Genomic DNA, 24,103 nt, shown 5'->3' on the forward strand with positions numbered 1-24,103 from the left:
ACCCCGAGGGGCGGGCCCTTTCATTTTGAACCGAGATCACTTCTCGTAGAAGTCGCGGATGACCTTCCAGGCCTCTTCCGCCGTCTCGACGAAACTGATCAGCTCGATATCTTCCGGGGCAATCGTGCCGAAATCGGCGAGCGCCTCGAAATTGATGATGCTGCGCCAGAACTTTTCCGCGAACAGAATGAGCGGGATGCGCTCCATACGCTTGGTCTGGATCAGCGTCAGCGCCTCGAACATTTCATCCAGCGTGCCGAACCCGCCCGGAAAGACGGCTACGGCCTTGGCCCGCATCATGAAATGCATCTTGCGGATGGCGAAATAGTGGAAGTTGAACGACAGTTCCGGCGTGACGTAGGGATTGGGCGCCTGCTCGTGCGGCAGCATGATGTTGAGGCCGATGCTCGGCGCGCCAACTTCAGACGATCCGCGGTTTCCCGCTTCCATGACGCCCGGTCCGCCGCCGGTGACGACGACGAATTCCTTATGGTCGAACTTTGCCGAATATTCTCCGCAGAGTGCGGCAAACTTTCGCGCCTCCTCGTAATAGACCGACGCCGCCTGCAAGCTGTTGCGCTGGGTCTCGTTCTTGGCCGCCCAGGGCGCCTGACCGGGCGCTGGAATGCGCGCGCCGCCGAACAGCACGACGGTCGACGCGATGCCCTTTTCGCTGAGGATCATCTCCGCCTTGGCAAGCTCCAGCTGAAGGCGGACAGGGCGTAACTCCTTGCTGCACAGGAAGTCTTCATCGGCGAAGGCGAGGCGATAGGACGGTGACTGCGTCTGCGGCGTTCTGGGCTGGGCGGCCGCGGCCTGCTTGTCCGTGGTGCTGTCCTTCAAGGGGTCCCAGGCCTTCGCACCCTGTGTCTGGGTGGCGGTTTTGCTCTTTGCCATGCTTGCTGCTTCCTTCCCGCGTCGACATCCGTTGACGCCAATGCACATTGACGCCTGAGTGGCGGTCGCTTAGAGCAAATGACACCGATTGACCACCTCCCCAGCCATCACGATACCACGTGACGTTTAAGGATATTCCATGAGCAGCTTCGACTTCGCCGCCCTCGAAAAGACCATCGAGACCGCTTTCGACAACCGCGACAGCGTCAATGTCTCGACCAAGGGCGAGGTTCGCGATGCGGTCGAAGAATCCTTGAACCTGCTCGACGGCGGCAAGGCACGCGTTGCCGTTCGCGGCGAAGACGGCACTTGGACCGTCAACCAGTGGCTCAAGAAGGCCGTCCTCCTCTCCTTCCGCCTGAACGACATGGAAGTCGTCAAGGGCGGACCGGGCGCTTCGACCTGGTGGGACAAGGTTCCGTCCAAGTTCGAAGGCTGGGGCGAAAGCGAATTCCGCAATGCCGGCTTCCGCGCCGTACCGAACGCCGTCGTGCGCCGCTCGGCCTATGTCGCCAAGAATGTCGTTCTGATGCCGTCCTTCGTCAATCTCGGCGCCTATGTCGATGAAGGCACGATGGTCGATACCTGGGCCACCGTCGGCTCCTGCGCACAGATCGGCAAGAACGTGCATCTGTCCGGCGGCGTCGGCATCGGCGGCGTTCTGGAGCCGATGCAGGCCGGCCCGACGATCATCGAGGACAATTGCTTCATCGGCGCCCGTTCGGAAGTCGTCGAAGGCTGCATCATCCGCGAAGGCTCCGTGCTCGGCATGGGCGTCTACATCGGCAAGTCGACCAAGATCGTCAACCGCGCTACCGGCGAAGTGACGTTCGGCGAAGTGCCGCCCTACTCCGTCGTTGTCGCCGGATCCATGCCGTCGGGCAACGCGACGATGCCGAACGGCCTTGCCGCCCCGCATCTCTACTGCGCCGTCATCGTCAAGACGGTCGACGAGAAGACCCGTTCCAAGACGGGCATCAACGAACTGCTGCGCGATTAAGCGAGGCCCTGTTCGATGTCTGCTGTCGATCCGATTGCGAACCTGCAAACGCTGATCCGTTGCCCTTCCGTCACCCCGGCGGAAGGTGGAGCGCTGACGGCGCTCGAGGCGATGCTTACCCCGCTCGGCTTTACGGTCGAGCGGATGATCGCCACGGAGCCGGGTCTACCCGACATCGAAAACCTTTATGCACGGATCGGTACCGGCGGGCCGCATCTGATGTTCGCCGGCCATACCGACGTGGTGCCGGTCGGCGACGAGGCCTCCTGGAGCCATCCGCCGTTTGCCGCCGAAATCGCCGACGGCGAGATGTTCGGCCGTGGCGCCGTCGACATGAAGGGCGGCATTGCCTGCTTTGTCGCAGCCGTCGCCCGTCATATCGAACAGCATGGCGCGCCAGAAGGCTCGATCTCGTTCCTGATCACCGGCGACGAGGAAGGCCCGTCCGTCAACGGCACCGAAAAGCTGCTGAAATGGGCGGCCGAGAAAGGCGAGCGCTGGGATGCCTGCTTAGTCGGCGAGCCGACCAATCCGGACGTGCTCGGCGACATGATAAAGATCGGCCGACGCGGCTCGGTCTCGGGCAGGGTCACCGTCTTCGGCGTTCAGGGCCATGCCGCCTATCCGCATCTTGCCGACAACCCGGTGCGCGGGCTGCTGCCCCTGGCAAACGCGCTGATGGACCCGCCCTTCGACGCGGGTACTGACGAGTTTCCCGCCTCCAATCTGGAAGTCACCTCGGTCGATGTCGGCAATCCGGCGACCAATGTCATTCCGGCCAAGGCGACCTTCTCGTTCAACATCCGCTTCAACGACACCTGGACGGCAGATACGGTGAAGGCGGAGATCATCCGCCGTCTGGATACGGCTGCCGCCGACCAGTCGCTGCGCCCCGACCGCGCGCCGATCGGTTACGACCTCGCCTGGGCCGAGCGCCCGAGCCATGTGTTCCTCACCCGCAACGATGCGCTGACCGGCTCCCTGTCTTCAGCCGTCGAGGTGGTAACCGGAAAGCAGCCGAAGCTTTCAACGACCGGCGGCACGTCGGATGCCCGTTTCATCAAGGACTATTGCCCTGTGGTGGAGTTCGGCCTGGTCGGCCAGACGATGCATATGGTGGACGAGCGCGTCGCCCTTGCAGATCTCGAGACTCTGACCCAGATTTACGGAACCTTCCTCTCCCGCTGGTTCGGCGATGCCATCCTTTCTTGAAGTGAAACTCTATGTCAGCGGCCTCTGGCTGCTTCTGAAGGGCGACCCGCAGGGCCTGCGGCAGCTCGATCTTTCCGATCGCGGCATGATGCGCTCCTTCTGGGCCTTCGTCTGGTGCCTGCCGGCGATGTTCATCTACTGGAACGGCGTCCGCTTCGCCTTCATCGCGGCCAGCCCGCCGGACACAAGGACGGGGCTGCCTTTCTTCGCCCGGCTGTTCCTCATCGAGGCGGTGAACTGGGTTCTGCCGCTCGTGCTGGTCGGCGTGCTCTGCCTGCTGCTTAAGACCGAGCGAAAGTTTACCGCCATCGTAGTGGCGACGAACTGGCTTTCGGTGCCGGTGTCCTACGCCTATGCCATCCTGACGCTGATGCTGTTCCTCATTCCGTTCGCGGCAGGCTTGATCGCACTGCTACAGGTGGCGCTGCTGATCGGCACGATCTTCGCCATTTCGCGACTGGTCAGGCATATCTGCGGGCCGCAGCCGCTAGTCGTCGCCACAGTCCTTCTGGTTCTTCTTATTCCGAGCCTGGTGATCTCGGATCTGCTGCAATCCTATCTCGGCGTGACACCCTATTGAGCACGCCCTAACGGGCGAGTTCGTCGCCTGGATAGTCGACCCGCATGAAGTAAAGCCCCTCGGGCGGTGCAACCGGACCGCATTCCTTGCGGTCACGCGCTTCCAGCGCCCTTCGCACATCCTGTGCCGTGACCTTGCCTTCTCCGGCGATTTTCAGCGTGCCGGCGAACGAACGGATCTGGTTGTGCAGAAAGCTTTGGGCGCTTGCACGGATCTCTATCACCTCGCCGACGCGGGTCACATCCAGCCGGTCGAGGGTCCTGACCGGGCTTTTGGCCTGGCAGTGGGTGGAACGGAACGTGGTGAAGTCGTGGTGACCGACGAGCATCTGGGCGGCCGCCTGCATCGCTTCGTGATCGAGGTCCCTGGCAACCCACCAGGCCTGCCCCGCCTCGATCGCCAGCGGCGACGGCCGGTTGATGATGCGATAGAGATAGTGCCGCTTGACCGCGGAAAAGCGCGCATCAAAACTGTCGTCCACTGCCGCGACATCGATGACGGAAACACGCTCCTTGGCCATCATAAGATGCGCATTGAGCGCATTGCGCAGCTTGAATGGTGCCCAGGCGCGCGCGAGATCCGCGTGAATGACCTGGCCGCGGGCGTGGACGCCCGAATCGGTGCGCCCTGCCCCGCGAATGGAAACCGTCTCACCGGTCAGCGAGCGGATGCCGTTCTGCAATGCAGCCTGTACGGAATGGCCGTTCTCCTGCATCTGCCAGCCGACATAGGATGTGCCGTCATATTCGACGGTCATGCGAAAGCGCGGCATCAGGCCTCCCCGACCGGCAGCTTGGTCCCCTTGGGCAGAGCCGTTCCGCGCAGGAAATCGGCGGCATCCAAAGGTTTTCCACCTGCCTTCTGCAGGCGCTTGAGCCTGACCGCGCCGTCGCCGCAGGCAATTGTCAGGGTATCGTCGAGAACGGTCCCCGGCTCGCCGCCACCTTCCGCCAGTTCGGACGCGAGCACCTTGATACGCTCCGGCTTGCCGTTGATCTCTGCCTCGAACCATGCGCCCGGAAAAGGCGACAGGCCGCGAATGTGATTGTGTACGTCATGCGCGGCCCGAGAGAAATCGATGCGGGTCTCGCCCTTGTCTATCTTGGCGGCGTAAAGCACGCCCTCCTCCGGCTGCGGCGTCAGCGGCAGATCGCCCGCTTCGAGCCGTTCCATCGCCTCGACCATGGCGCGTGCACCGGTGAGCATCAGCTTGTCGTGCAGCTCGCCGGCGGTCATCGCTGCGCCGATGTCGATTTCCTTCGTCAGCGCCATGGGGCCCGTATCCAGGCCCTTTTCCATCTTCATGACGATCATGCCGGTCTTTTCGTCACCGGCCATGATGGCGCGTTGGATGGGCGCTGCGCCACGCCAGCGCGGCAGAAGCGACGCGTGGCCGTTGTAGCAGCCGAGCCTGGTGCCTTCGAGAATAGCGACCGGCAGCAAAAGGCCATAGGCGACGACCACCGCGACATCGGCATCGAAATCCCGAAACGTCTGGCGATCTTCCTCCGCCTTGAAATTCAACGGCGTCAGCACCGGAATACCGAGCAGTTCCGCGGCCTGATGCACCGGCGACTTGGTCAGATCCAACCCGCGGCGACCGGCAGGGCGCGGCGGCTGGCTGTAAACGGCGACGATCTCGTGGCCGGCCTGCTTGAGGCTCTGCAATGTCGGCACCGAAAATTCCGGCGTGCCCATGAAGATGATGCGAAGAGACATGGGACCATAGCGCCTATACGGACGCTCCTCGTTTGCTTTGCGTGGCGGGAAGGCTAGATGACCTTGCCCTTTGCCACCTTGGTGAACTTCTTGATCACCATTTCCCGCTTCAGGCGCGAGATATGGTCGATGAAGAGAACGCCGTTCAGGTGGTCGATCTCGTGCTGGAGGCAGGTGGCCAGAAGGCCGTCGGCTTCCATTTCGTGGCTCTTGCCGTCACGACCGACATAACGAAGGGTGATGGTCGCAGGCCGCTCGACCTCGGCATAATATTCCGGGATCGACAGGCAGCCCTCCTCATAGACGGAACGCTCGTCGGAGGACCGCAGGATTTCCGGGTTGATGATGACCTGCGGCGCCTTCTCCTCGTCTTCGCGGGAGACATCCACGACCAGCATCCGCCTGGCGAGACCGATCTGGATCGCGGCAAGGCCGATGCCGGGGGCATCGTACATGGTTTCCAACATGTCGTCGGCAAGTTTCAACACGTCGGCATCGACCGTCTCTATCGGGGCGGAGACCTGACGCAGCAGCGGGTCGGGAAGAATGATAAGGGGCTTGATCGTCATGTGCCCCCAATAGCGCATCTTTTGTCCATAGGGAACAGGGCATTACGTGGCATTCCCGACAAATGTTCACGCTTTGATCTTTCCAAGGCGGGATGTTCTGCTAGAGTGCAGCCATGAACGACCAGATGACGCAGTTTCTGTCCTCACCGGCCAACGCTCCGATCCTGTTGATCGGCGGCGCTTTTGTCGTGTTCACCGCATTCTTCATCGGCATCTTTGCGCTGCGCAACGGCCGACACGGTGCGGAGGCCGCGCGCCGGACGGCGGATGCCGAAGCACGGCTTGCCGAACTTCTGCGGATGCAGGGAGAAATGCATGGGCGCATGGCGGCCATGGCCGAGACGATCACCAGTCGCCAGGCCGAGCTCAACCACGCGGTCAACCAGAGGCTCGACGGCATGAGCCATCGGCTGGGGTCGACGATTACCGAGCAGACGAAATCCACGCATGAGAACCTGCGCAAGCTGCAGGAGCGGCTGGCAGTGATCGATGCGGCCCAGAACAATATCCAGACACTGGCCAAGGATGTCGTCGGGCTGCAGGCGATCTTATCCAACAAGCAGACGCGCGGCGCTTTCGGACAGGGGCGCATGGAGACGATTGTCGCCGATGGCCTGCCGCAGGGCGCCTACTCCTTCCAGTCACCGCTCTCCAACGGCACCCGGCCGGATTGCGTGATCCGCATGCCGAACGGCGCCCCGCCGCTCATCATCGACGCCAAGTTTCCACTCGAAGCCTGGACAGCGTTTCGCGAGGGCGCATCGCCGGAAGCACGACGCGCAGCCGGCCAGCAGTTCCGTCGCGACATGGAGGTGCATATCAAGGACGTGGCGGAAAAATATCTGATCGCAGGCGAGACGCAGGACACGGTGCTGCTTTTCGTCCCGTCGGAATCGATATTCGCCGAGATCCACGAGCATTTCGACGCTGTCGTTCAAAGGGCCCAGCGCGCACGCGTGGTGATCGTCTCGCCCTCCCTGTTGCTGCTCTCAATCCAGGTCATCCAGGCCGTGCTGCGCGACCAGCGGATGCGCGAACAGGCGCATCTCATTCAGGGCGAGGTCGGCTTGCTGATGGAGGACCTCGGCCGACTGGATGACCGGACGCGCAAGCTGCAGTCGCATTTTCTCGCTGCGGAAAAGGATGTCGAGCAAATCCTGACCTCGACGGAAAAACTGACGCGACGCGGCAACCGGATTTCCTCGCTGGAACTTGAAGCCCCGGCAGCGCGCGACGCGGCGCAGGTTGCCGCGCCACAGCCAGCAGCAAAATCGGTGGAAAGCCGAACCGGGCTTCTCAGGCTGCGGGTGGTTGACGAAGAGTGATCCGCTCGGGCAGTGTCCGCCGATCGAATTCAACCGACAGCAGGCCCGCCCATGATCACCGTCTTCGGCTCCATCAACATGGATCTCATCGCCACCACAAGCGTGTTGCCGAAGCCGGGGGAAACGGTGCCGGGTTCCAGCTTTGCGACGGCGGCCGGCGGCAAGGGCGCCAATCAGGCGCTTGCGGCGCAGCGCGCCGGCAGTGCGGTGCGAATGGTCGGCGCCGTCGGCAGTGACACGTTTGCCGAACCCGCGCTTGCGCTGTTGAAACAAGCGGGCGCCGATCTCTCGTCCGTATCGAGCAGCGAAGAACCAACCGGCACGGCACTCATTCTCGTCGGCGGCGATGGCGAGAACATGATTGCGGTCGTGCCCGGCGCCAATGGCACGCTCACGCCGGAGAACGCGGAGGCGGCCGTCCAGGCGATGCAGGCGGGTGACATTTTGATGTTGCAGATCGAGGTGCCGGCTGCGGCGATCGAGACGGCGCTGAAGGCCGCACGGGAAAAAGGTATTTCCTCGATCCTCAACACCGCGCCCTTTACCGTCGATGCGTCACGGCTGGCCGGTCTTGCCGACATCGTCGTTGCCAATGAGACAGAGTTCGATCTCATCGTCGGCAAGCCTTCCGTCACCGCCGACCAGCGGATCGCAGCACTGCGGGACCTTCATGCCGCGAACGGCCAGACCTATGTCGTCACGCTCGGCGGCGACGGCGTCGTGGCCATCCGCAACGGCGGCATCCTGACTGCGCAGGGGCTGGTTATCGAGCCTGTGGATACGGTCGGCGCCGGAGATACGTTCTGCGGCTATCTGGCCGCCAGCCTCGACCAAGGGATGGATTTCGCAGCCGCCTTGCAGCGGGCAGCGGTGGCCGGCTCGCTTGCCTGCCTTGCACGAGGTGCTCAGCCGGCGATCCCGCTTGCCGACGCTGTGAACAAGGCGATCGGCGCAAGCGCCTGAGGCGTTTGCGCGAAGTTCATCATCAGCAATGACGCGGGGGCCGGCCGGGCTGGTGGTCGCGTCTCAGAGGCGCGCGACGCGCTCGGTCAGCAAGGCGAAGAAGCCGTCTGCGTCGACATGGCGCATGAACGTGGCGTTGCGCTTGCGGTCAGTGACACCCCACCAATCCACCACCGTCATGCCGACCGTCAGTTCCGAGCCTATTTCGATCTCCACATTGCAGTGGCGGCCGGAAAACAGTTCCGGCTTCAGCAGATAGGCAATCACGCTCGGATCGTGCAGGGGCCCACCATCGGAGCCGTATTTCTCGATATCGAAACGCTCGAAGAAGGCGAGCCACTGGACGAGCACCTCTGCCGGGCGCGTGCCGAGTTCGGAGATCTTCGCCACCCGCGCCTTGGTCGTCAGCAACTGATGCGTCACATCCAACGGCATCATGACCGTCGGAATACCGGCGGCAAAGACGATCCCTGCCGCTTCGGGATCGACGAAAATGTTGAACTCGGCGGCAGGCGTGATGTTGCCACCTTCGAAGCAGCCTCCGCCCATCATCACCAGTTCCTGAATCCGTTCGGCGATATCCGGCGCTTTCTGCAGCGCCAGCGCAAGGTTGGTCATCGGGCCAAGCGTGCAGATCGTCACCGTTCCGGCCGGCTCTCGGCGGAGCGTCTCGATGATGAAATCGACGGCGTGGGTCGGCTCGACCTGCATGGTCGGCTCTGGCAGTTCAGCCCCATCCATGCCGGTGCGGCCATGAACATGCTCGGCCGTCACCTGCGGCCGGTTGAGCGGCTTGAGCGCGCCTTCATAGACCTTCGCGTCAGACCGGCCGCATAGTTCGCAGACGATCCGCAGGTTGCGGCTGGTGAAGGAAAGCGGCACGTTGCCGGCAACCGCGCATAGACCAAGGACCTCCAGTTCGTCCGGCGATGCGAATGCCAGCATCAGCGCTGCGGCATCGTCCTGGCCGGGGTCCGTATCGATGATGATCTTGCGTGGCGACATGACTGTTCCCTTCCGATTTCGAGGCGATTGGTGGATGCGGCCAGACGCTTTGTCAAGCGCTCGGAGATATGCCAATCGCCTGCCTCGCCTTGCGATTGCGTCAGCCAATGTCCATATTGGGGCGATACCGGCGTGCCGTTTCGGGCGCCAGCATGGTCGCTTGATACAAGGACTGAACGATGAGCAGAATGACGCCCTTCGCAAGCCCGCTGCTTCTGGGCTTCGATGCGATGGAAAAGACGCTGGAGCGCCTTTCAAAGGCAAACGAAGGCTACCCGCCCTATAATATCGAGCGCGTTCGCGCCTCTTCCGACAGCGGTAACGAGACGCTTCGGATCACGCTTGCGGTGGCGGGCTTTTCCGAAGCGGAGCTGGATGTGACGACCGAGGAAAACCAGCTGCTGATCCGTGGCCGGCAGAGCGAGCAGACAGATCGGGATTATCTCTATCGCGGCATCGCAGCCCGCCAGTTCCAGCGGATCTTCGTACTTGCCGAAGGTATGGAGGTTTCCGCAGCATGGTTAAAGAATGGTCTTCTTTCCGTCGACCTCATTCGCCCCGAACCGCAGCGTGTGGTGAGAAAAATTAACATTTCCGTCTCAGACTAGGGCATCGGCATCAAGCCGATTTGCCCTCAGTCTGGAGGCTGAAATGCTCTTGAAAGAAGCGAATACAGGTTTGACGCAGTCGGAACTTGCCCATCTGGGCACCGGTGAGGTCGGGTACATTCGCAAAATCCGCTCGGAAGACGTCACCCGTTGTTTCCCCGAGGCACCCGATATCGATCCGGCACTCGACCTGTGGGCGCTGTTCGGCGCCGATGGTACGCCGATCCTGCTGACGGACAACCGTTCCAGCACCTTTTTCAAGGCGGCCGAAGACGATCTGAAGACCGTCAGCCTGCACTGATCGGTCACATGCCAGCTGTGCCGGCACGCAAGCGTTGCCGGCCAATGGTTGAAGCCGATTTCCGACAGGACCGCGATCCCTGCACGCCCTACGCTGCAGGGATTTTCGTTTTGGTCACTGCCTGATGAATGTCAGATAGGCCGAAGATCGCCCTTCCCTGCGCGCCTTGTTCTCGTAGCGCGTGCCGGGCCAGCCGACATAGGGTGTCAGCCAGTCGGACGACTGCTCGGCCTGCCAGGCAAAGCCGCCATGATTGCGGCAATGGATCAGCGTCCAGTTCACATAGGTATCGATATCGGATGCGAAGCAGAAACGGCCGCCCGGCTTCAGCACGCGGTGGAACCGCTCGAGATTGACCTGCGAGACGAAACGGCGCTTCCAGTGCTTCCGCTTCGGCCACGGATCCGGGTAGAGCAGGTCGATATGGTCGATCGATGCTTCCGGCAGCCAATCCAGAACCTGCGTCGCGTCGTCGTCATAGACGCGGATATTGCTGAGCTCCAGCGCCTCAACCTGGGTCAGGAGCTTGGCCATGGAATTGACGAAGGGCTCGACGCCGATGAAGCCGGTGTCGCGCGTTTCCCGCGCCCGGTGGATCAGGTGCTCGCCGCCGCCGAAGCCGATCTCCAGGCGGATACGCTGGACATCGACGGGAAAAAGGGTGCGAAGGTCGCCGGGAACGTCAGACGCGAGATCGAGCTTGAGGGCCGGCAGCAGTGTCGCGATACCTTCCGCCTGGCGCTCGCGCAGGGGCTTGCCCTTGCGGCGCCCGAAAAACGCTTCCGTCGACCGGCTGGGGTGCTGATGATCGTCAGTCATAGAAGTCTTCCAAAAACAAAGAAGCGGATGCCCGCGTAAGGCACCCGCTTTAGCGTGTCGGAGCCGGATCGGTAAAGCCCGATCAGTCCGTCGAGATCAGGCAGCTTTCAGAACGTCGTCCTTCAGAGCGTCCTTGAGCGGCTTGACCAGATCGGTCTTCTCCCAGGAGAACGAGCCGTCACGGCCGGATTTGCGGCCGAAGTGACCGTATGCCGACGTCTTGGCATAGATCGGCTTGTTGAGGTCAAGATGGCGGCGAATACCGGTCGGAGAAAGATCCATGACCTTGCGGATAGCCGCCTCGACCTGCGCCTCGGAGACGTTCTTGCCGGTCTGGTGCAGGTCGACATAGATCGACAGCGGCTGGGCGATGCCGATCGCGTAGGAAATCTGGATCGTGCAACGATCGGCGAGGCCGGCGGCAACGACGTTCTTGGCGAGGTAACGGGCAGCATAAGCAGCCGAACGGTCGACCTTGGTCGTGTCCTTGCCGGAGAATGCGCCGCCGCCATGCGGGGCCGCACCGCCGTAGGTGTCTACGATGATCTTGCGTCCGGTCAGGCCAGCATCACCATCCGGTCCGCCGATGACGAACTTGCCGGTTGGGTTGATGTACCATTTGCAATCGGCTGCCAGCGGCATGTCGCCAAGAGCTTCGAGGATATAGGGCTCGACGACCTGACGGACCTTCTTGCTATCCCAGCTCGCATCGATGTGCTGGGTGGACAGAACGATCGAGTCGACTTCCGTCGGCTTGCCGTTCTCGTAGCGCACCGTCACCTGGCTCTTGGCATCGGGTCCGAGCTTGCCGGCGTCGCCTTCACCCTTCTTGCGGGCAATAGCGAGCAGCTGAAGGATCTTGTGCGAGTAATAGATCGGAGCCGGCATGAGGTCCGGCGTTTCCTTGCAGGCGTAACCGAACATGATGCCCTGGTCGCCGGCGCCTTCGTCACCCTGCTTGTCGGCGGCGTTATCAACGCCCTGAGCGATGTCGGCGGACTGGGAGTGCAGCAGCACGTCGATTTTCGCCGTCTTCCAATGGAAGCCGTCCTGCTCGTAGCCGATATCGCGGATCGCCTTGCGGGCGGCGGACTTGAACTTCGACGGGTTGATGACGTCGTTGCCGTTCTTGTCCTTCTTCATCAGGCTCGGCGGCAGGCGCACTTCACCGGCGATCACGACCCGGTTTGTGGTGGCGAGCGTTTCGCAGGCGATGCGGACAGTCCACGGATCGATGCCAGTCTTGGCGGCTTCGCGGTAAACGAGATCGACGATTTCATCGGAAATACGGTCACACACCTTGTCGGGGTGGCCCTCGGCCACGGACTCGCTGGTGAACAGGTAGTTGGCGTGCATGCGGGATTCCCCTCAAAGAATGAACGTAGAATGTTTAGTGGGTCCGGGTCACAAAAACAAGAACACAAGGACATAAATATATCTTTATGCGTAGAACCCTTTTGCGAAAAATGAGCAAAAAAAAGCGGCCGATATGGCCGCTTTCCCCCTCCCGCCTATAGGGACGCCTATTCTTCGGCTTCGGCCGCGAGAGCCTTGACCAGGTCGACCAGCCGGCGGCGAACCTTCGGATCGGCGATCTTGACGAAAGCGCGGTTAAGCTGAAGGCCTTCCGACGACGACAGGAAGTCGACGACATAGTTGGAGCTCGACGCTTCCGCCATGCCGTTGCCATTCGACTGGTCGCCCGGTGCATCTTCGAAGAAGAAGGAAACCGGGACATTCAGGATGCTCGAAATGTTCTGCAGGCGGCTTGCGCCGACGCGGTTCGTGCCCTTTTCGTATTTCTGGATCTGCTGAAATGTAATGCCGAGGCTTTCGCCCAACTTTTCCTGGCTCATGCCAAGCATCGTGCGGCGCAGGCGAATACGGCTCCCGACGTGGATATCGATCGGGTTCGGCTTCTTCTTATTCTCTATCATAATGGGGGTCCTGGTGACGTTGCGGTTTAGTTTTTCAACCTGGTCCGCGTATGGAGGTTACGCCCGGTTGTTGGGACGACAGATCCAACATCCAAAGCATATGGCGAGACTATAGGCCTTCTCACTATGCAATTTTGGGGGTTTTTGGTCAATTCACGCGCCTTTTAAAACTTATGCGCGAAAACACTGCAATCAGGAACATAAATGCGGACGCCAACCAGAAGTTTCGCTGGCGATCTGCATTTTCTATATATGAAAGCGTTTTGCTACTGAAAGTAGCGTCTATCACGCCTTTTTGATTGTATTGCAAACCGGCAACAACTCGGCCAAAAGGATCGACAATGGCGGAAATCCCCGTATTTGCGGCCCGGATGAGGTAGCGGCCGGTCTCCACCGACCGCAATCTGGCCTGCTGGAAATGCTGGTGGGGTCCAGGGGTGGCGCCGAACCAGCCGTCATTGGTGACATTCAGCAGCGCGGAAGTGCGGCCGACCTCATCACCGATCTCCGTCGGGAAGATCGCCTCGTAGCAGATCAGCGGATAGAAAATCGCGCCGCCCGGCAGGGTGAGCAGCGAGCGCGATTGCGCGGCGGTGAAACCGCCAGGCATGGCGATCGCGTCAGTCACGCCCAGCGACGCGAGAAGGCTCTCATAGGGCACGTATTCACCATAGGGAACGAGGTGAACCTTGTCAGAAGCCGAGACTATTTGCCCATCACTATCAATAACATAAATGGAATTGTAGAAACGCGGCGCGACACCGGGGGCGGCACTTTCGGAACGCACCGCACCGGCGATCAGAACCTGCCCGTCCTGCAGCACTTCGGCAATGCGCACCAACGCATCCGGATTGTCTGTCAGGATGAAGGGTACCGAGGTTTCCGGCCAGACCACCATCTGCGGTCTCGGGCCGCCATTTTCGGGCGGCAGAGCCGTCATCCGAAGGTGCTCCTCGAAGATCTCGGCACGCTTGGCATCGTCCAGCTTCTCGGCTTGGTCGATAAGCGGCTGAACGATACGTATGGTTGTATTTTGGCCGTCTGCGACGGCGAGTTTCCGGTCTGCGTCATTTAGTCGCCATATGCCAAAACCCACATGCGCAGCCGCGAGCAGTACCGCGACAGCCAATCCGAGACCCCTTCCCCTCATCGTTCCGAGCAGGGCGGGCGAGGCGAAGACGAAGACTGCGAGCGTGCTTACGCCGAAAATGCCGAACACTTCGGCCGACTGCATCATCAACGGGGTGGGCATTGCGCCATAGCCGACAGCATTCCAGGGGAAGCCGGTCAGGACGAAGCCACGCAACCACTCGGCCACGCCAAAGGCTGCAGCGAGCGCCGCAATCCGGCCCAGACCGTCAGACCAGACGGCCCGTGCCAGTGCCGTGGCAAGGCCATAGAAGATCGCAAGGAACGAGGGAAGGCCGAAGACGGCAAGTGGCAGCGCCCAGGCGAACTCCTCGGCATCGACCAGAAGCGCATTGCCGAGCCACCAGAGACCGGCGACGAAATAACCGAAACCGAACAGCCAGCCAATGCCGAAGGCCGAGCGCAGGCGGCTAACAATGCCACCGTTGACGGACCCGGTCGAACCGTCGAGCAACCAGACGAGCAGGGAGAAGGAGACGAAGAGTGCCGCGAAGACATCGAATGGCGGAAGCGCCAACGCCCCGACGGCACCGGCAAGGATCGCCAGAACTGCCCGGCGCCACCCGGAAAGAAGCATGACCTTGCCCGCCAGCCGCTCCATGGACGCCCCTTTTTTCTTCGCGAATCAACAGGCCGCAGTCTTTCAAAAAAACTGCGGCCTGTCGCCATGCGAAGCGGTCAAAGCCCCGTGGGACCTGACGGCAATTTCCTGTCCTGCGGGTATCAGGCGTCCGGGCGGACGGACCGATCCTCCGTCGGCGCGGGCAGCATGACGGCCGCTGCGGGCGCGGAGATGGCGATCTCGCCCTCGCCCTTTGCCTGACGGCGGCGCACCAGGGCGCGCTTGCGCAGGATCTTGACCCGCTTGATGCGGCGCGGATCAGCTTCCAGAATCTGGAATTCGAAACCGGGTACCGCCTGGACAAGCTCGCCGCGGACCGGAATGCGGCCAAGCGCCGAAAAGATCAGGCCGCCCAGCGTATCGACATCCTCGATGCGATCGCGCACGTCGAAATCCGGGCCGATCGCCTCGGCTATCTCTTCCAGTTCAATGCGGGCGTCGGCGACGAAGACATCCTCGCTGGTGCGCGAGAACATGACTTCCTGATCGTCATGCTCGTCCTCGACATCGCCGATGACCATCTCGACGATATCCTCGTGGCTGACGAGGCCATCGGTGCCGCCATATTCGTCGATGACCAGAGCCATCTGGGTGCGCGCCGCCTGCATGGAGCGCAGCAGGTCGGAGGCGAGCATGGATGGCGGGACGAAGAGAAGCTTGCGGATGAGGCCGGCCTCGGCCACCGTCTGCTCAAGGTTGACGCGGCCGAGATCGAAGGCGACCTTGGTCGCACGGGTCGGCTTTTCTGCGCCATTCGCAGCCGCCGCGGCAGGCGTGCGCGTGGTGACGCGACGTTTGTTACGGGCCTGCTTGGCGAGATAGGACAGAAGGTCGCGGATATGGACGAAGCCGCGGGCATCATCGAGATTGTCGCTGTAGACCGGCATGCGTGAGCGGCCGGTTTCCTCGAAATGGATCATCAGTTCGCCGATGGTCATTTCCATGTCGACGGCTTCGATATCCGCGCGCGGAACCATGATATCCTCGACGCGAACCTCGCGGAAGCGAAGGATGTTATGCAGCATCGCCCGCTCGTCGGCGGAAAACGCATTGCTGACATTGCTGTCCGCCATCAGCGCATCGGCGAAATCCTCGCGGAGCTGTTCGCCCTGCGATGGACGGAGCAGGCGAACCGCCCTCGACCAGAAGGAATTATGGGATTTGGGTGAGTGTTCGGACCGCGCCGAACTACTGCCCTCGTCAGACGAGGAAGAGTCCGAACTGTCCTTGCCCTCGCGGGCGACATTGCTCGAATAATCGTTCATTGTTCCAAACTACACTATCGGGTCCTGCCCCGCATAGGGGTCAGATAGGCCGAGACCGGCTAAAATACGAGTCTCAATTGCTTCCATCTCTTCCGCCTCGTCCTTTTCCATATGGTCGTAACCGAACAGATGGAGAAAGCCATGGACGAGCAGATGGGCCAGATGATCGTCGAAAGTCTTGTCGAGATCAACTGCTTCGCGCTCAACAGTTTCCCTTGCGATCACGATATCGCCCAGCATCGGGCCCGGCTTGTCGCCAGGCTCGATGGGAAAAGCAGGGAAAGACAAGACGTTAGTCGGTTTGTCCATGCCGCGCCATTCGGCGTTAATTTCCTGGATTGAATCGTCGTTGGTGAAGACGAGCGACAGTTCCGGGGCCATTTCCGGGAAGGGTTGCGCTTCCTCGCGAGCCAGAAATTCGGCGGCGGCGCCAAGCACGCGCTGAGTTATGGCCGCCAGCACGGTCTCTTCAGGCCAGCCGCCATCCTCAACACTGATCTGTATGTCTAGTTCGGGCATCAATGGTGGCCTCGACCGGATTACCGGTCGAGCGCTTCCTCGCTTTCATCGTGAACGGCATATTGCGCGTCGTAGGCCCGCACGATGCGGCCGACCAGCGGATGGCGCACGACATCGGTATCCTTGAAGCGCACGACGGAGATCCCCTCGACGCCCTTCAGGATCTGCAGCGCCTCGACCAGGCCGGATTTCACGCCGCGCGGCAAGTCCACCTGGCTCGGGTCGCCGGTGATGATCATCCGGCCGTTTTCGCCTAGACGCGTCAGGAACATCTTCATCTGCATCGATGTGGTGTTCTGCGCCTCATCGAGAATGATCGCCGCATTCTGCAGCGTGCGGCCGCGCATGAAGGCAAGCGGCGCGATCTCGATGACGCCTGCGGTGATGGCCCGGTCGACCTTGTCGGCCGGGATCATGTCGTAGAGCGCATCATAGAGCGGGCGCAGGTAGGGATCGACCTTTTCCTTCATGTCGCCGGGCAGGAAGCCGAGGCGCTCGCCGGCTTCGACGGCCGGACGGGTGAGGATGATCTTGTCGACGGCACCACGCTCCAGAAGGGCGGCGGCATGGGCGCAGGCAAGATAGGTCTTGCCGGTACCGGCCGGGCCGACGCCGAAGACGAGTTCGGCGCGCTCCAGCGCCCGCATATAGGCGTCCTGCGTCGGTGTGCGAGCCTGAATAGTCTTCTTGCGAGTGGAGACCTGCGCCATGGAGAGCTTGGCCTTGCGCTCCATCGTCGGCAGGCTCAGCTGATCGTCGGCGGCCTGCGCCATGCGGATTGCGCCTTCGACATCCGATGCTTCCACGGAACCACCCTTCTGCACACGCTCATAGAGGAAATCCAGCGCCCGGCGGGCCTGGTTGGTGGCAACGACATCGCCGGAGATCGACACCGAATTGCCACGCGGGCGGGCATCGATGCCGAGGCGCTGTTCGAGAAGCTTGAGGTTCTGGTCGAACTGACCGAAAAGTTCGCTCGCTAGCCTGTTGTTCTCGAACGTCAAGACGAAGTGGTTGGCGTCGGTCGCTGCGGATCGGGGTTGGCGCGCTGTCGAAGAAACCAGTTCTGATGCGTTCAAGTAAGCAAGCTCCTTAACTTGAGTTATGCGCCGATTAAACTCCCTGCCGGTTCGGCAAACAAGCTGTTCGGGCCGGTCCCTGTGATTCGTACACTGATAATCTCACCGATTTGCGATGTTTTTGCATCAACATTCACAGACTGGAGCCACGGCGAGCGGCCGATGACCTGTCCGGGCATGCGACCGGGCTTTTCCAGCAGCAGATCGATGGTCTTTCCAACGCATGATGTGGCGAAATCGGCCTGCTGTTTCAAGAGGAGCGCCTGAAGTCGCTCCAGCCGCTCGGTCTTGACCTCTTCCGCCACATGGTCGGGCAGATCGGCGCCAGGCGTACCGGGGCGGCTCGAATATTTGAACGAGAAGGCCGAGGCGTAATTGACGTCCTCGACGATCTTCAGCGTGTCTTCGAAATCCTGGTCGGTCTCGCCAGGAAAGCCGACGATGAAGTCACCGGACATGGCGATATCCGGACGGGCGGCGCGGATGCGCTCGATCAACGCCAGATATTCCGCGCCCGTATGGCGGCGGTTCATCGCCTTGAGGATACGGTCGGAGCCGGCCTGCACCGGCAGATGCAGGTACGGCATGAGTATGCGCAGGTCGCGATGCGCCTCGATCAACCGGTCGTCCATATCGCGCGGGTGGCTCGTCGTGTACCTGAGGCGCGCGAGCCCCGGCACATCGGCAAGACAGTACAGGAGATCGGCCAAGCCGATTGCCCTGCCCTTCTCGTCCTCGGAACGCCAGGCATTGACGTTCTGGCCGAGCAGCGTGATTTCGCGCACCCCAGCATCGACGAGGCGTTTCGCCTCATCAAGGATCTGGCCGATCGGCCGGGATACTTCCGAACCGCGCGTGTAAGGCACGACGCAGAAGGTGCAGAACTTGTCGCAGCCTTCCTGCACGGTGAGGAAGGAGGTGACGCCGCGCGAGCGGATGGTCGCCTTCTCGGTCTTGGGCAGGTGCTCGAACTTGTCCTCGACGGCATATTCCGTATCGACGACGCGCTCACCGCCGCGCGCCTTGCGCAGGGCATCCGGCAGGCGGTGGTAGGTCTGCGGACCGATGACGACGTCGACCGCAGGTGCGCGACGGATGATTTCCTCGCCTTCCGCCTGGGCGACGCAGCCGGCCACGCCGATCATGAATTCGCGGCCTTCCTCGGCACGCGCCTTCTTCATGTCGCGCAGACGGCCGAGCGCCGAATAGACCTTTTCCGCTGCCTTCTCGCGGATATGACAGGTATTCAGGAGAACGAGATCGGCCTCCCCCATGTCTTCCGTCGTCACATAGCCCTCGCCCGCCAGGGCATCGCCCATGCGGGTACTGTCATAGACATTCATCTGACAGCCATAGGTCTTGATGAAGACCTTCTTGGTGTTTTGACGCGAGGCCGTCACTTCGGACGGGGCGGTAAGGGAGACGTGTTCGTTCATGGCGCTTCCATACTCCAAGACGGGCAGGAATTGAAGCGGTTCCGAGCGTGGCGCTATTCCGCGTCATATTCCCGTTGCCGCAGGTGCCGGATCAGCATGCGGCGCAGTTGGGCGGTAACATTCTGGCTCAGGTGCTTGCGATTGTCGCCGGTGCGGAAATCGATCGTGTCGCCGAAGGCGACGTCGACATCGATGGCCCCTTCCTTCAAGACACCCATGAGATGCGGTGCGAGCGTTATGCTGCCCGGCCATGCAGCGATCGGCCGATGGTAACGGCCCATGGCCATGCCATGGACGCGGGTATACGCGATGGCCACCGGCTGGACATGGACAACACCATCCGGCGTATGCGGCACGGCCGCGGCAGCCGCTCCAAAGAGCGAAGACTTGACTTCCATCAGGCGATTGCCGTCGGACGTCGTACCTTCAGGAAACAGGACGACGATCTCGCCTGCCGTCATTCTCGCGGCAATTTCATTGACCTGATCGCCGGTGCGGCGCTTTTCCTCGCGGACGATGAAGATGGTCTTCTGCAGCCGGGCAAGAATGCCGAAGACAGGCCAGTTCGCCACTTCCGCCTTGGCGATGTAGACAACGTCGGCAATCGCCCCGAGGATCAGGATATCCTTCCAGGACGCATGATTGGCAGCCAGCATCAGCGGCCGGCGGCGGTCCAGATGGCCGTGAGTGCGGATACGGATACCGATCAGCCAGCAGGCGCAGCGATGCCAGAACCGCGGGATGTAACGGCGTATCTTCAGGTCGAAGGCAAGACCGACAAGCTGAAACGGCAGGAGGACAAGTGTCACCACCACGAGGCTGAACAGGACAAGGCCGATGCGTATGCTCGTGATCACCACTTTTTCCTATTCGAGACCCTTACTCGTCGTCCTTGTCCAGCGGGATGCCGTAAAGCTCCAGCCGGTGGCCAACGAGGCGAAAACCCAGTTCGCGGGCGATCCGCTCCTGCAACGCCTCGATTTCCGCCGACTGGAATTCGATGACATTGCCGGTATTCAGGTCGATCATATGGTCATGATGCTCTTCCGGCACAGTCTCGTAGCGCGAGCGGCCATCGCGAAAATCATGCTTCTCGATGATTCCCTCGTCCTCGAACAACTTGACGGTGCGATAGACCGTCGAGATGGAGATGCGCGGATCGACCTTGGAGGAGCGGCGATACAGTTCCTCGACATCCGGGTGATCGTCGGATTCCTGCAGAATACGGGCGATGACGCGACGCTGCTCCGTCATGCGCATGCCCTTTTCGGCACACAATTCTTCCAGTGTCTTGGAAAGGTCCGCCATGACGTCCCGGCCCCCTTTGGATATCAGTTCAAAACTAGCGACTAGCGAAGATCACGGCTCATGACAAGCGCTGCGGAGCGACGTCCATCGGCACCCACATAATAAGCGGGGCGCTCTGCCACCTTGGCAAATCCCAGCTTGCCGTAAAGACCGACGGCCGGACGGTTCTCGGCTTCGACTTCAAGGAACATGCTGTCCGCACCGCGGGCCACCGCCTCGCGCAGGGACGCCTGCATCAGGCGCCAGCCGAGGCCAAGGCGGGCAAATTTCTCGCTTGTCGCAACGGTGAGGATTTCCGCCTCGCCGCCTGCCTCGCGGCTCAGGACAAAGCCGCCGAGCGGTCTGGAAAAAAATGCATTGGTCTGGCGCGCTACGAAACCGAAGACATTGTCCTGCAGAAGCAGGCCCTGAAACTCCCCGTCGCTCCACTGACGGGGAAACCTCGAGCCATGAAGCTCCGATATCTCGCGGCAGTCGTCGATTTCCATCGGCACGACCTCGAAAAACGGCTTCCAGCTCAGATAATCGTCAAACATCGTCCTTCACGCTCGCGCAAGAGCAAAGCCGGTCTGGGGCTTGGCATCCGGGCCGCGCAGGTAAAGCGGCTTCGGACGGGCTCCATCGGCGGTCTTCTTCGCACCGAGCCGGGCAACCGTGCCGATGTCGAAGCGATCGCCGGCCTTCGTTTCCCACGAACCCGTCATTTGCGCCGAGAGCGAGCCTGCCAGATGCGCCACCTCGTCTGCTGACAGTGCCGCCGGCTCATCGAGCGGCGCACCATCGGCCGAGAAGGCCTGAGCATATATCTCTTCGCGCTTGGCATCCATGGCGACGATGACAGGCTTGCCACTATCGTCTACCGCCAGATGCGACGCTGCCAGCGTCTCGAGCGTGGTGACCCCGACGCATTCGATGCCGAGCGAAAGGGCGAAGCCGCGGGCGGCCGCAACACCGACGCGAATACCGGTAAACGAGCCGGGGCCGATGACGACGGCAATCCGGCCGACATTGCGCAGCTCGACCGATGCCTCGTCGAGCGCCTGGTCGATGACCGCCATCAGACGCTCCGCGTGGCCCTTGCCGATTTCCTCCGACACGGACGAAAGAAGCTTGCCGGAGGCGTTGTCAAAAACCGCCGCCGAACAATCGATGCCCGCAGTGTCGATAGCCAATACGATCATGGAAAGGTCTTGCCGGGTATCAGATCGCCTCGACCGCCTGCACTTCCGGAACGAAGTGTTTCAAGAGGTTCTGGACACCGTGCTTGAGGGTCGCTGTCGAGGACGGGCAGCCGGCGCAGGCGCCCTTCATGTTGAGGAAGACCGTACCGTCCTTGTAACCCTTGAAGGTGATGTCGCCGCCATCCTGGGCAACCGCCGGGCGAACGCGGGTCTCGAGCAGTTCCTTGATGGTTTCGACGATCGTCTCGTCGCCTTCCTCGAAGAACTCGCCCTCTTCATCGAGCGCTTCCGCCATGGCCGAATTGCCGCCCATGACCGGCTGGCCGGACATGAAGTGCTCCATGATGGAGCCAAGGATCGCCGGCTTCAGGTGCTGCCATTCGGCATCCGACTTGGTGACGGTGATGAAATCGTAGCCGAAATAGACGCCGCTGACGCCTGGAACATTGAAAAGACGGGCCGCGAGAGGCGAAGCCGCCGCCGCTTCCGCTTCGCTGCGGAACTCCGCAGTACCGTTTTCCAGGACCACTTTGCCGGGCAGAAATTTCAGGGTCGCCGGGTTCGGCGTGGCTTCCGTCTGGATGAACATGGGCTTGCTCCTGGCCGGCGCGCGGCAATTAGTTTAGAACTCTTCCAAAGAAGATAAACATTCTCAGCTTTGGCTTCAAGTGCGCCTTTGCCTGTCGACGGTCAAGAAGTTTATGCCAGGGCCTCAATTTCCTCATCGGAAAGCGTATCGGGCAGCACCGTGACCGGGATCGGAAAGGCCGTGCCGCGGCCGGCGATGGCGGATACGAGCGGGCCCGGCCCTTCCTTGGCCGAGCCGGCGGCCAGAACGAGAATGGCGATATCGCGGTCTTCCTCGACCAGACTGTTGATCTGTTCGGTTGCAACACCCTCGCGGATGACGATTTCGGGATCGATGCCGATCGTCTCGCGCACCTTGTGCGCCGCCTTGGCCATCACGGCTTCGGCCTCTTCCATGGCTTCGGCACGCATGATCTGCTCAACGCCCAGCCATTGCTGGAAATCGCCCTCGGCGATCAGATAGAGGAGCACGAGGCCGCCATTGGAATTCTTGGCGCGGCGTCCGGCATAATGGACCGCCTTCTCGCATTCCGGCGTGCCGTCAATGATCGCCATGAACTTGCGCCTATGGCCTTCAAGCCGCGAAAGTCTCTTGGAAACCATTGCGCCCCCTAATCCCTCAGACTTGCCGTCAAGGTCCGCAGTCGAAGCGACCTTGCGGCGGACCTTATACCAACCCGCGGAAATGAAAACCCGCCGCACGAGGCGACGGGTTTGCAAAATTCAGACACCTAAAAATCAGCGCAGAAAGCCGATGATGTCGAAGACTTCGCCCATTACCTTCTGGGCGCGGGCACCGGCGCGCTCGCCGCCATCCTTGAGGATCGCGTCGATATGCGAGGTATCGTCGAGCAGGCGGCGCATCTCGGCGCTGATCGGGGCCAGAACCTCGACCGCCAGGTCGGATAGCGCCGGCTTGAAGGCCGAGAACTGCTGTCCGCCGAATTCGGCGAGCACATCCGCCTTGGTGCGATCAGCGAGGGCAGCATAGATGCCGACGAGATTGTCGGCTTCCGGCCGGCCGGCCAGACCTTCCAGTTCGCTCGGCAGACCATCCGGATCGGTCTTGGCCTTGCGGATCTTCTTGGCGATCTCTTCGGCGTCATCCATCAGATTGATGCGCGACAGATCCGACGGATCGGACTTCGACATCTTCTTGGTACCGTCACGCAGCGACATGACGCGCGGCGCCGGGCCGTCGATCAACGGCTCGACCAGCGGGAAATAACCGTGGATCGGCTCTTCGCCGACGACCATGTCGACGCCGGTGCCGGTCGCGCGGATCTTGTCCTGGAAGTCGATGTTGAACTTCTGGGCGATGTCGCGGGCCAGTTCCAGATGCTGCTTCTGGTCGTCGCCGACCGGCACATGGGTGGCGCGGTAGACGAGAATGTCGGCGGCCATCAGGCTCGGATAGGCAAGCAAACCAAGCGAGGCGTTCTCACGGTCCTTGCCGGCCTTGTCCTTGAACTGGGTCATGCGGTTCATCCAGCCGATGCGGGCGACGCAATTGAACACCCAGGCAAGTTCCGCGTGCTGCGGCACCGCCGACTGGTTGAAGACGATATGCTTCACCGGATCGATACCCGAGGCGATGAAGGCCGCGGCGATCGAACGGATCTGCCCCTTCAGGTCTTCGTGTACGAGCTGCGCGGTGATCGCATGCAGGTCGACGACGCAATAGATGCAGTCGTTGTTTTCCTGCAGCGCCACGAACTTGCGGATCGCGCCGAGATAATTGCCAAGGTGAAGGTTACCGGTCGGCTGAACGCCGGAAAAGACAAGTGGCTTGAACGTATTCATATCGTCCTCAAACAGGCTGGTGGAAGGCCCCAGGCCTCTGGATCGCGCAATGCCGGCAGGAGTGAAATCTCCGGCGATTGCGCCCCGCGGGCCATGTAGCTACGCCGCGCTCTAAGCACGCCGGACCGGGCCGCATCAAGAGGCAAGGCCCGTTATTTCGGCAAAATGCCCAGACGAGCGGCCGTGACGCGCAAAAAAAAGCGAATATTTTTCGCCTG

27 protein-coding genes are annotated in these 24,103 nt (G+C 61.5%); 7 read left to right on the forward strand and 20 right to left on the reverse strand.

Translation table 11 applies throughout. From position 1 onward, the window contains the following. Positions 1-36: 36 nt before the first annotated feature. Positions 37-897 carry an LOG family protein gene (locus AC0JZ4_RS03545; RefSeq protein ID WP_471885066.1) on the reverse strand — a complete coding sequence of 287 codons (861 nt, stop codon included), beginning with the start codon at positions 895-897 and terminating at the stop codon, positions 37-39. Between the two features lie 139 nt (positions 898-1,036). On the opposite strand from AC0JZ4_RS03545, the gene dapD reads away from it, so the two are divergent. The 3 genes from dapD to AC0JZ4_RS03560 are packed head-to-tail and all read left to right on the forward strand — an operon-like array spanning position 1,037 to position 3,689. Then, positions 1,037-1,897, forward strand: a complete 861-nt coding sequence (gene dapD, locus AC0JZ4_RS03550; RefSeq protein ID WP_471885067.1) for a 2,3,4,5-tetrahydropyridine-2,6-dicarboxylate N-succinyltransferase — start codon at positions 1,037-1,039, stop codon at positions 1,895-1,897. Between the two features lie 15 nt (positions 1,898-1,912). Further along, complete coding sequence (gene dapE, locus AC0JZ4_RS03555) at positions 1,913-3,109, forward strand: succinyl-diaminopimelate desuccinylase (protein ID WP_471885068.1); 1,197 nt, start codon at positions 1,913-1,915, stop codon at positions 3,107-3,109. After that, positions 3,093-3,689 carry a hypothetical protein gene (locus AC0JZ4_RS03560; RefSeq protein WP_471885069.1) on the forward strand — a complete coding sequence of 199 codons (597 nt, stop codon included), beginning with the start codon at positions 3,093-3,095 and terminating at the stop codon, positions 3,687-3,689. The genes dapE and AC0JZ4_RS03560 overlap by 17 nt, the downstream gene beginning before the upstream one ends. 7 nt (positions 3,690-3,696) lie before the next feature. Here the strand turns inward: AC0JZ4_RS03560 and truA are convergent, their stop codons facing one another. From truA to def, 3 genes are read right to left on the reverse strand one after another with little or no spacing between them, the layout of a single operon-like run. Then, on the reverse strand, positions 3,697-4,461 hold the full coding sequence (gene truA / locus AC0JZ4_RS03565) for a tRNA pseudouridine(38-40) synthase TruA (protein ID WP_471885070.1): 765 nt from the start codon (positions 4,459-4,461) through the stop codon (positions 3,697-3,699). Then, positions 4,461-5,408, reverse strand: a complete 948-nt coding sequence (gene fmt, locus AC0JZ4_RS03570) for a methionyl-tRNA formyltransferase (protein WP_471885071.1) — start codon at positions 5,406-5,408, stop codon at positions 4,461-4,463. The genes truA and fmt overlap by 1 nt, the downstream gene beginning before the upstream one ends. Before the next feature lie 53 nt (positions 5,409-5,461). Continuing rightward, positions 5,462-5,977 carry a peptide deformylase gene (gene def / locus AC0JZ4_RS03575; RefSeq protein WP_471885072.1) on the reverse strand — a complete coding sequence of 172 codons (516 nt, stop codon included), beginning with the start codon at positions 5,975-5,977 and terminating at the stop codon, positions 5,462-5,464. Between the two features lie 113 nt (positions 5,978-6,090). Here def and AC0JZ4_RS03580 point away from each other — a divergent pair, with 113 nt between their 5' ends. Beyond that, positions 6,091-7,302: a DNA recombination protein RmuC gene (locus AC0JZ4_RS03580; protein WP_471885073.1), complete on the forward strand. Its 1,212-nt coding sequence runs from the start codon at positions 6,091-6,093 to the stop codon at positions 7,300-7,302. A 51-nt stretch (positions 7,303-7,353) separates the two neighbouring features. Next, on the forward strand, positions 7,354-8,265 hold the full coding sequence (locus AC0JZ4_RS03585; RefSeq protein ID WP_471885074.1) for a ribokinase: 912 nt from the start codon (positions 7,354-7,356) through the stop codon (positions 8,263-8,265). A 63-nt stretch (positions 8,266-8,328) separates the two neighbouring features. On the opposite strand, the gene AC0JZ4_RS03590 is transcribed toward AC0JZ4_RS03585, so the two are convergent. Further along, a complete protein-coding gene (locus AC0JZ4_RS03590; protein ID WP_471885075.1) occupies positions 8,329-9,270 on the reverse strand; it encodes a nucleoside hydrolase in 942 nt (313 codons plus the stop codon). 179 nt (positions 9,271-9,449) lie between these two features. Here AC0JZ4_RS03590 and AC0JZ4_RS03595 point away from each other — a divergent pair, with 179 nt between their 5' ends. Then, the gene (locus AC0JZ4_RS03595) at positions 9,450-9,878 is read left to right on the forward strand and encodes an Hsp20 family protein (protein WP_471885076.1); all 429 of its coding nucleotides are present in this window, start codon (positions 9,450-9,452) and stop codon (positions 9,876-9,878) included. 43 nt (positions 9,879-9,921) lie between these two features. Next, positions 9,922-10,179 carry a BQ00720 family protein gene (locus tag AC0JZ4_RS03600; protein ID WP_471885077.1) on the forward strand — a complete coding sequence of 86 codons (258 nt, stop codon included), beginning with the start codon at positions 9,922-9,924 and terminating at the stop codon, positions 10,177-10,179. Between the two features lie 114 nt (positions 10,180-10,293). Here AC0JZ4_RS03600 and trmB read toward each other — a convergent pair whose 3' ends face one another. The 15 genes from trmB to trpS all read right to left on the reverse strand — a co-directional run bounded on the left by trmB (position 10,294) and on the right by trpS (position 23,885). Next, on the reverse strand, positions 10,294-10,998 hold the full coding sequence (trmB, locus tag AC0JZ4_RS03605; RefSeq protein WP_471885078.1) for a tRNA (guanine(46)-N(7))-methyltransferase TrmB: 705 nt from the start codon (positions 10,996-10,998) through the stop codon (positions 10,294-10,296). A gap of 96 nt (positions 10,999-11,094) precedes the next feature. Beyond that, on the reverse strand, positions 11,095-12,354 hold the full coding sequence (gene metK / locus AC0JZ4_RS03610; protein ID WP_471885079.1) for a methionine adenosyltransferase: 1,260 nt from the start codon (positions 12,352-12,354) through the stop codon (positions 11,095-11,097). 167 nt (positions 12,355-12,521) lie between these two features. Then, on the reverse strand, positions 12,522-12,935 hold the full coding sequence (locus AC0JZ4_RS03615; RefSeq protein WP_471885080.1) for a helix-turn-helix domain-containing protein: 414 nt from the start codon (positions 12,933-12,935) through the stop codon (positions 12,522-12,524). 148 nt (positions 12,936-13,083) lie between these two features. After that, entirely contained in the window at positions 13,084-14,685 is a 1,602-nt protein-coding gene (gene lnt, locus AC0JZ4_RS03620; RefSeq protein WP_471885081.1) for an apolipoprotein N-acyltransferase, read from the reverse strand. A 122-nt stretch (positions 14,686-14,807) separates the two neighbouring features. Then, on the reverse strand, positions 14,808-15,971 hold the full coding sequence (locus tag AC0JZ4_RS03625) for a hemolysin family protein (RefSeq protein WP_471885082.1): 1,164 nt from the start codon (positions 15,969-15,971) through the stop codon (positions 14,808-14,810). Between the two features lie 9 nt (positions 15,972-15,980). Beyond that, the gene (ybeY, locus tag AC0JZ4_RS03630) at positions 15,981-16,490 is read right to left on the reverse strand and encodes an rRNA maturation RNase YbeY (protein ID WP_471885083.1); all 510 of its coding nucleotides are present in this window, start codon (positions 16,488-16,490) and stop codon (positions 15,981-15,983) included. Between the two features lie 20 nt (positions 16,491-16,510). Beyond that, positions 16,511-17,569 carry a PhoH family protein gene (locus AC0JZ4_RS03635; protein WP_471885084.1) on the reverse strand — a complete coding sequence of 353 codons (1,059 nt, stop codon included), beginning with the start codon at positions 17,567-17,569 and terminating at the stop codon, positions 16,511-16,513. 23 nt (positions 17,570-17,592) lie between these two features. Then, complete coding sequence (gene miaB, locus AC0JZ4_RS03640; RefSeq protein ID WP_471885085.1) at positions 17,593-19,005, reverse strand: tRNA (N6-isopentenyl adenosine(37)-C2)-methylthiotransferase MiaB; 1,413 nt, start codon at positions 19,003-19,005, stop codon at positions 17,593-17,595. Positions 19,006-19,058: 53 nt separating this feature from the next. Continuing rightward, on the reverse strand, positions 19,059-19,862 hold the full coding sequence (olsA, locus tag AC0JZ4_RS03645; RefSeq protein ID WP_471885086.1) for a lyso-ornithine lipid O-acyltransferase: 804 nt from the start codon (positions 19,860-19,862) through the stop codon (positions 19,059-19,061). 22 nt (positions 19,863-19,884) lie between these two features. Then, on the reverse strand, positions 19,885-20,313 hold the full coding sequence (locus tag AC0JZ4_RS03650; protein ID WP_471885087.1) for a Fur family transcriptional regulator: 429 nt from the start codon (positions 20,311-20,313) through the stop codon (positions 19,885-19,887). Between the two features lie 41 nt (positions 20,314-20,354). Beyond that, positions 20,355-20,849, reverse strand: coding sequence for a GNAT family N-acetyltransferase (locus AC0JZ4_RS03655; RefSeq protein ID WP_471885088.1), 495 nt, complete (start codon positions 20,847-20,849; stop codon positions 20,355-20,357). A gap of 6 nt (positions 20,850-20,855) precedes the next feature. Further along, positions 20,856-21,494: a tRNA (adenosine(37)-N6)-threonylcarbamoyltransferase complex dimerization subunit type 1 TsaB gene (gene tsaB, locus AC0JZ4_RS03660; protein WP_471885089.1), complete on the reverse strand. Its 639-nt coding sequence runs from the start codon at positions 21,492-21,494 to the stop codon at positions 20,856-20,858. A 19-nt stretch (positions 21,495-21,513) separates the two neighbouring features. Beyond that, positions 21,514-22,083, reverse strand: coding sequence for a NifU family protein (locus tag AC0JZ4_RS03665; protein WP_471885090.1), 570 nt, complete (start codon positions 22,081-22,083; stop codon positions 21,514-21,516). Between the two features lie 110 nt (positions 22,084-22,193). Next, positions 22,194-22,685 (reverse strand): universal stress protein, encoded by a 492-nt coding sequence (locus AC0JZ4_RS03670; RefSeq protein ID WP_471885091.1) that lies wholly within the window; start codon positions 22,683-22,685, stop codon positions 22,194-22,196. Between the two features lie 135 nt (positions 22,686-22,820). Next, complete coding sequence (gene trpS, locus AC0JZ4_RS03675; RefSeq protein ID WP_471885092.1) at positions 22,821-23,885, reverse strand: tryptophan--tRNA ligase; 1,065 nt, start codon at positions 23,883-23,885, stop codon at positions 22,821-22,823. Between the last annotated feature and the right edge of the window lie 218 nt (positions 23,886-24,103).

This window comes from [Rhizobium] kunmingense, from assembly GCF_977018605.1.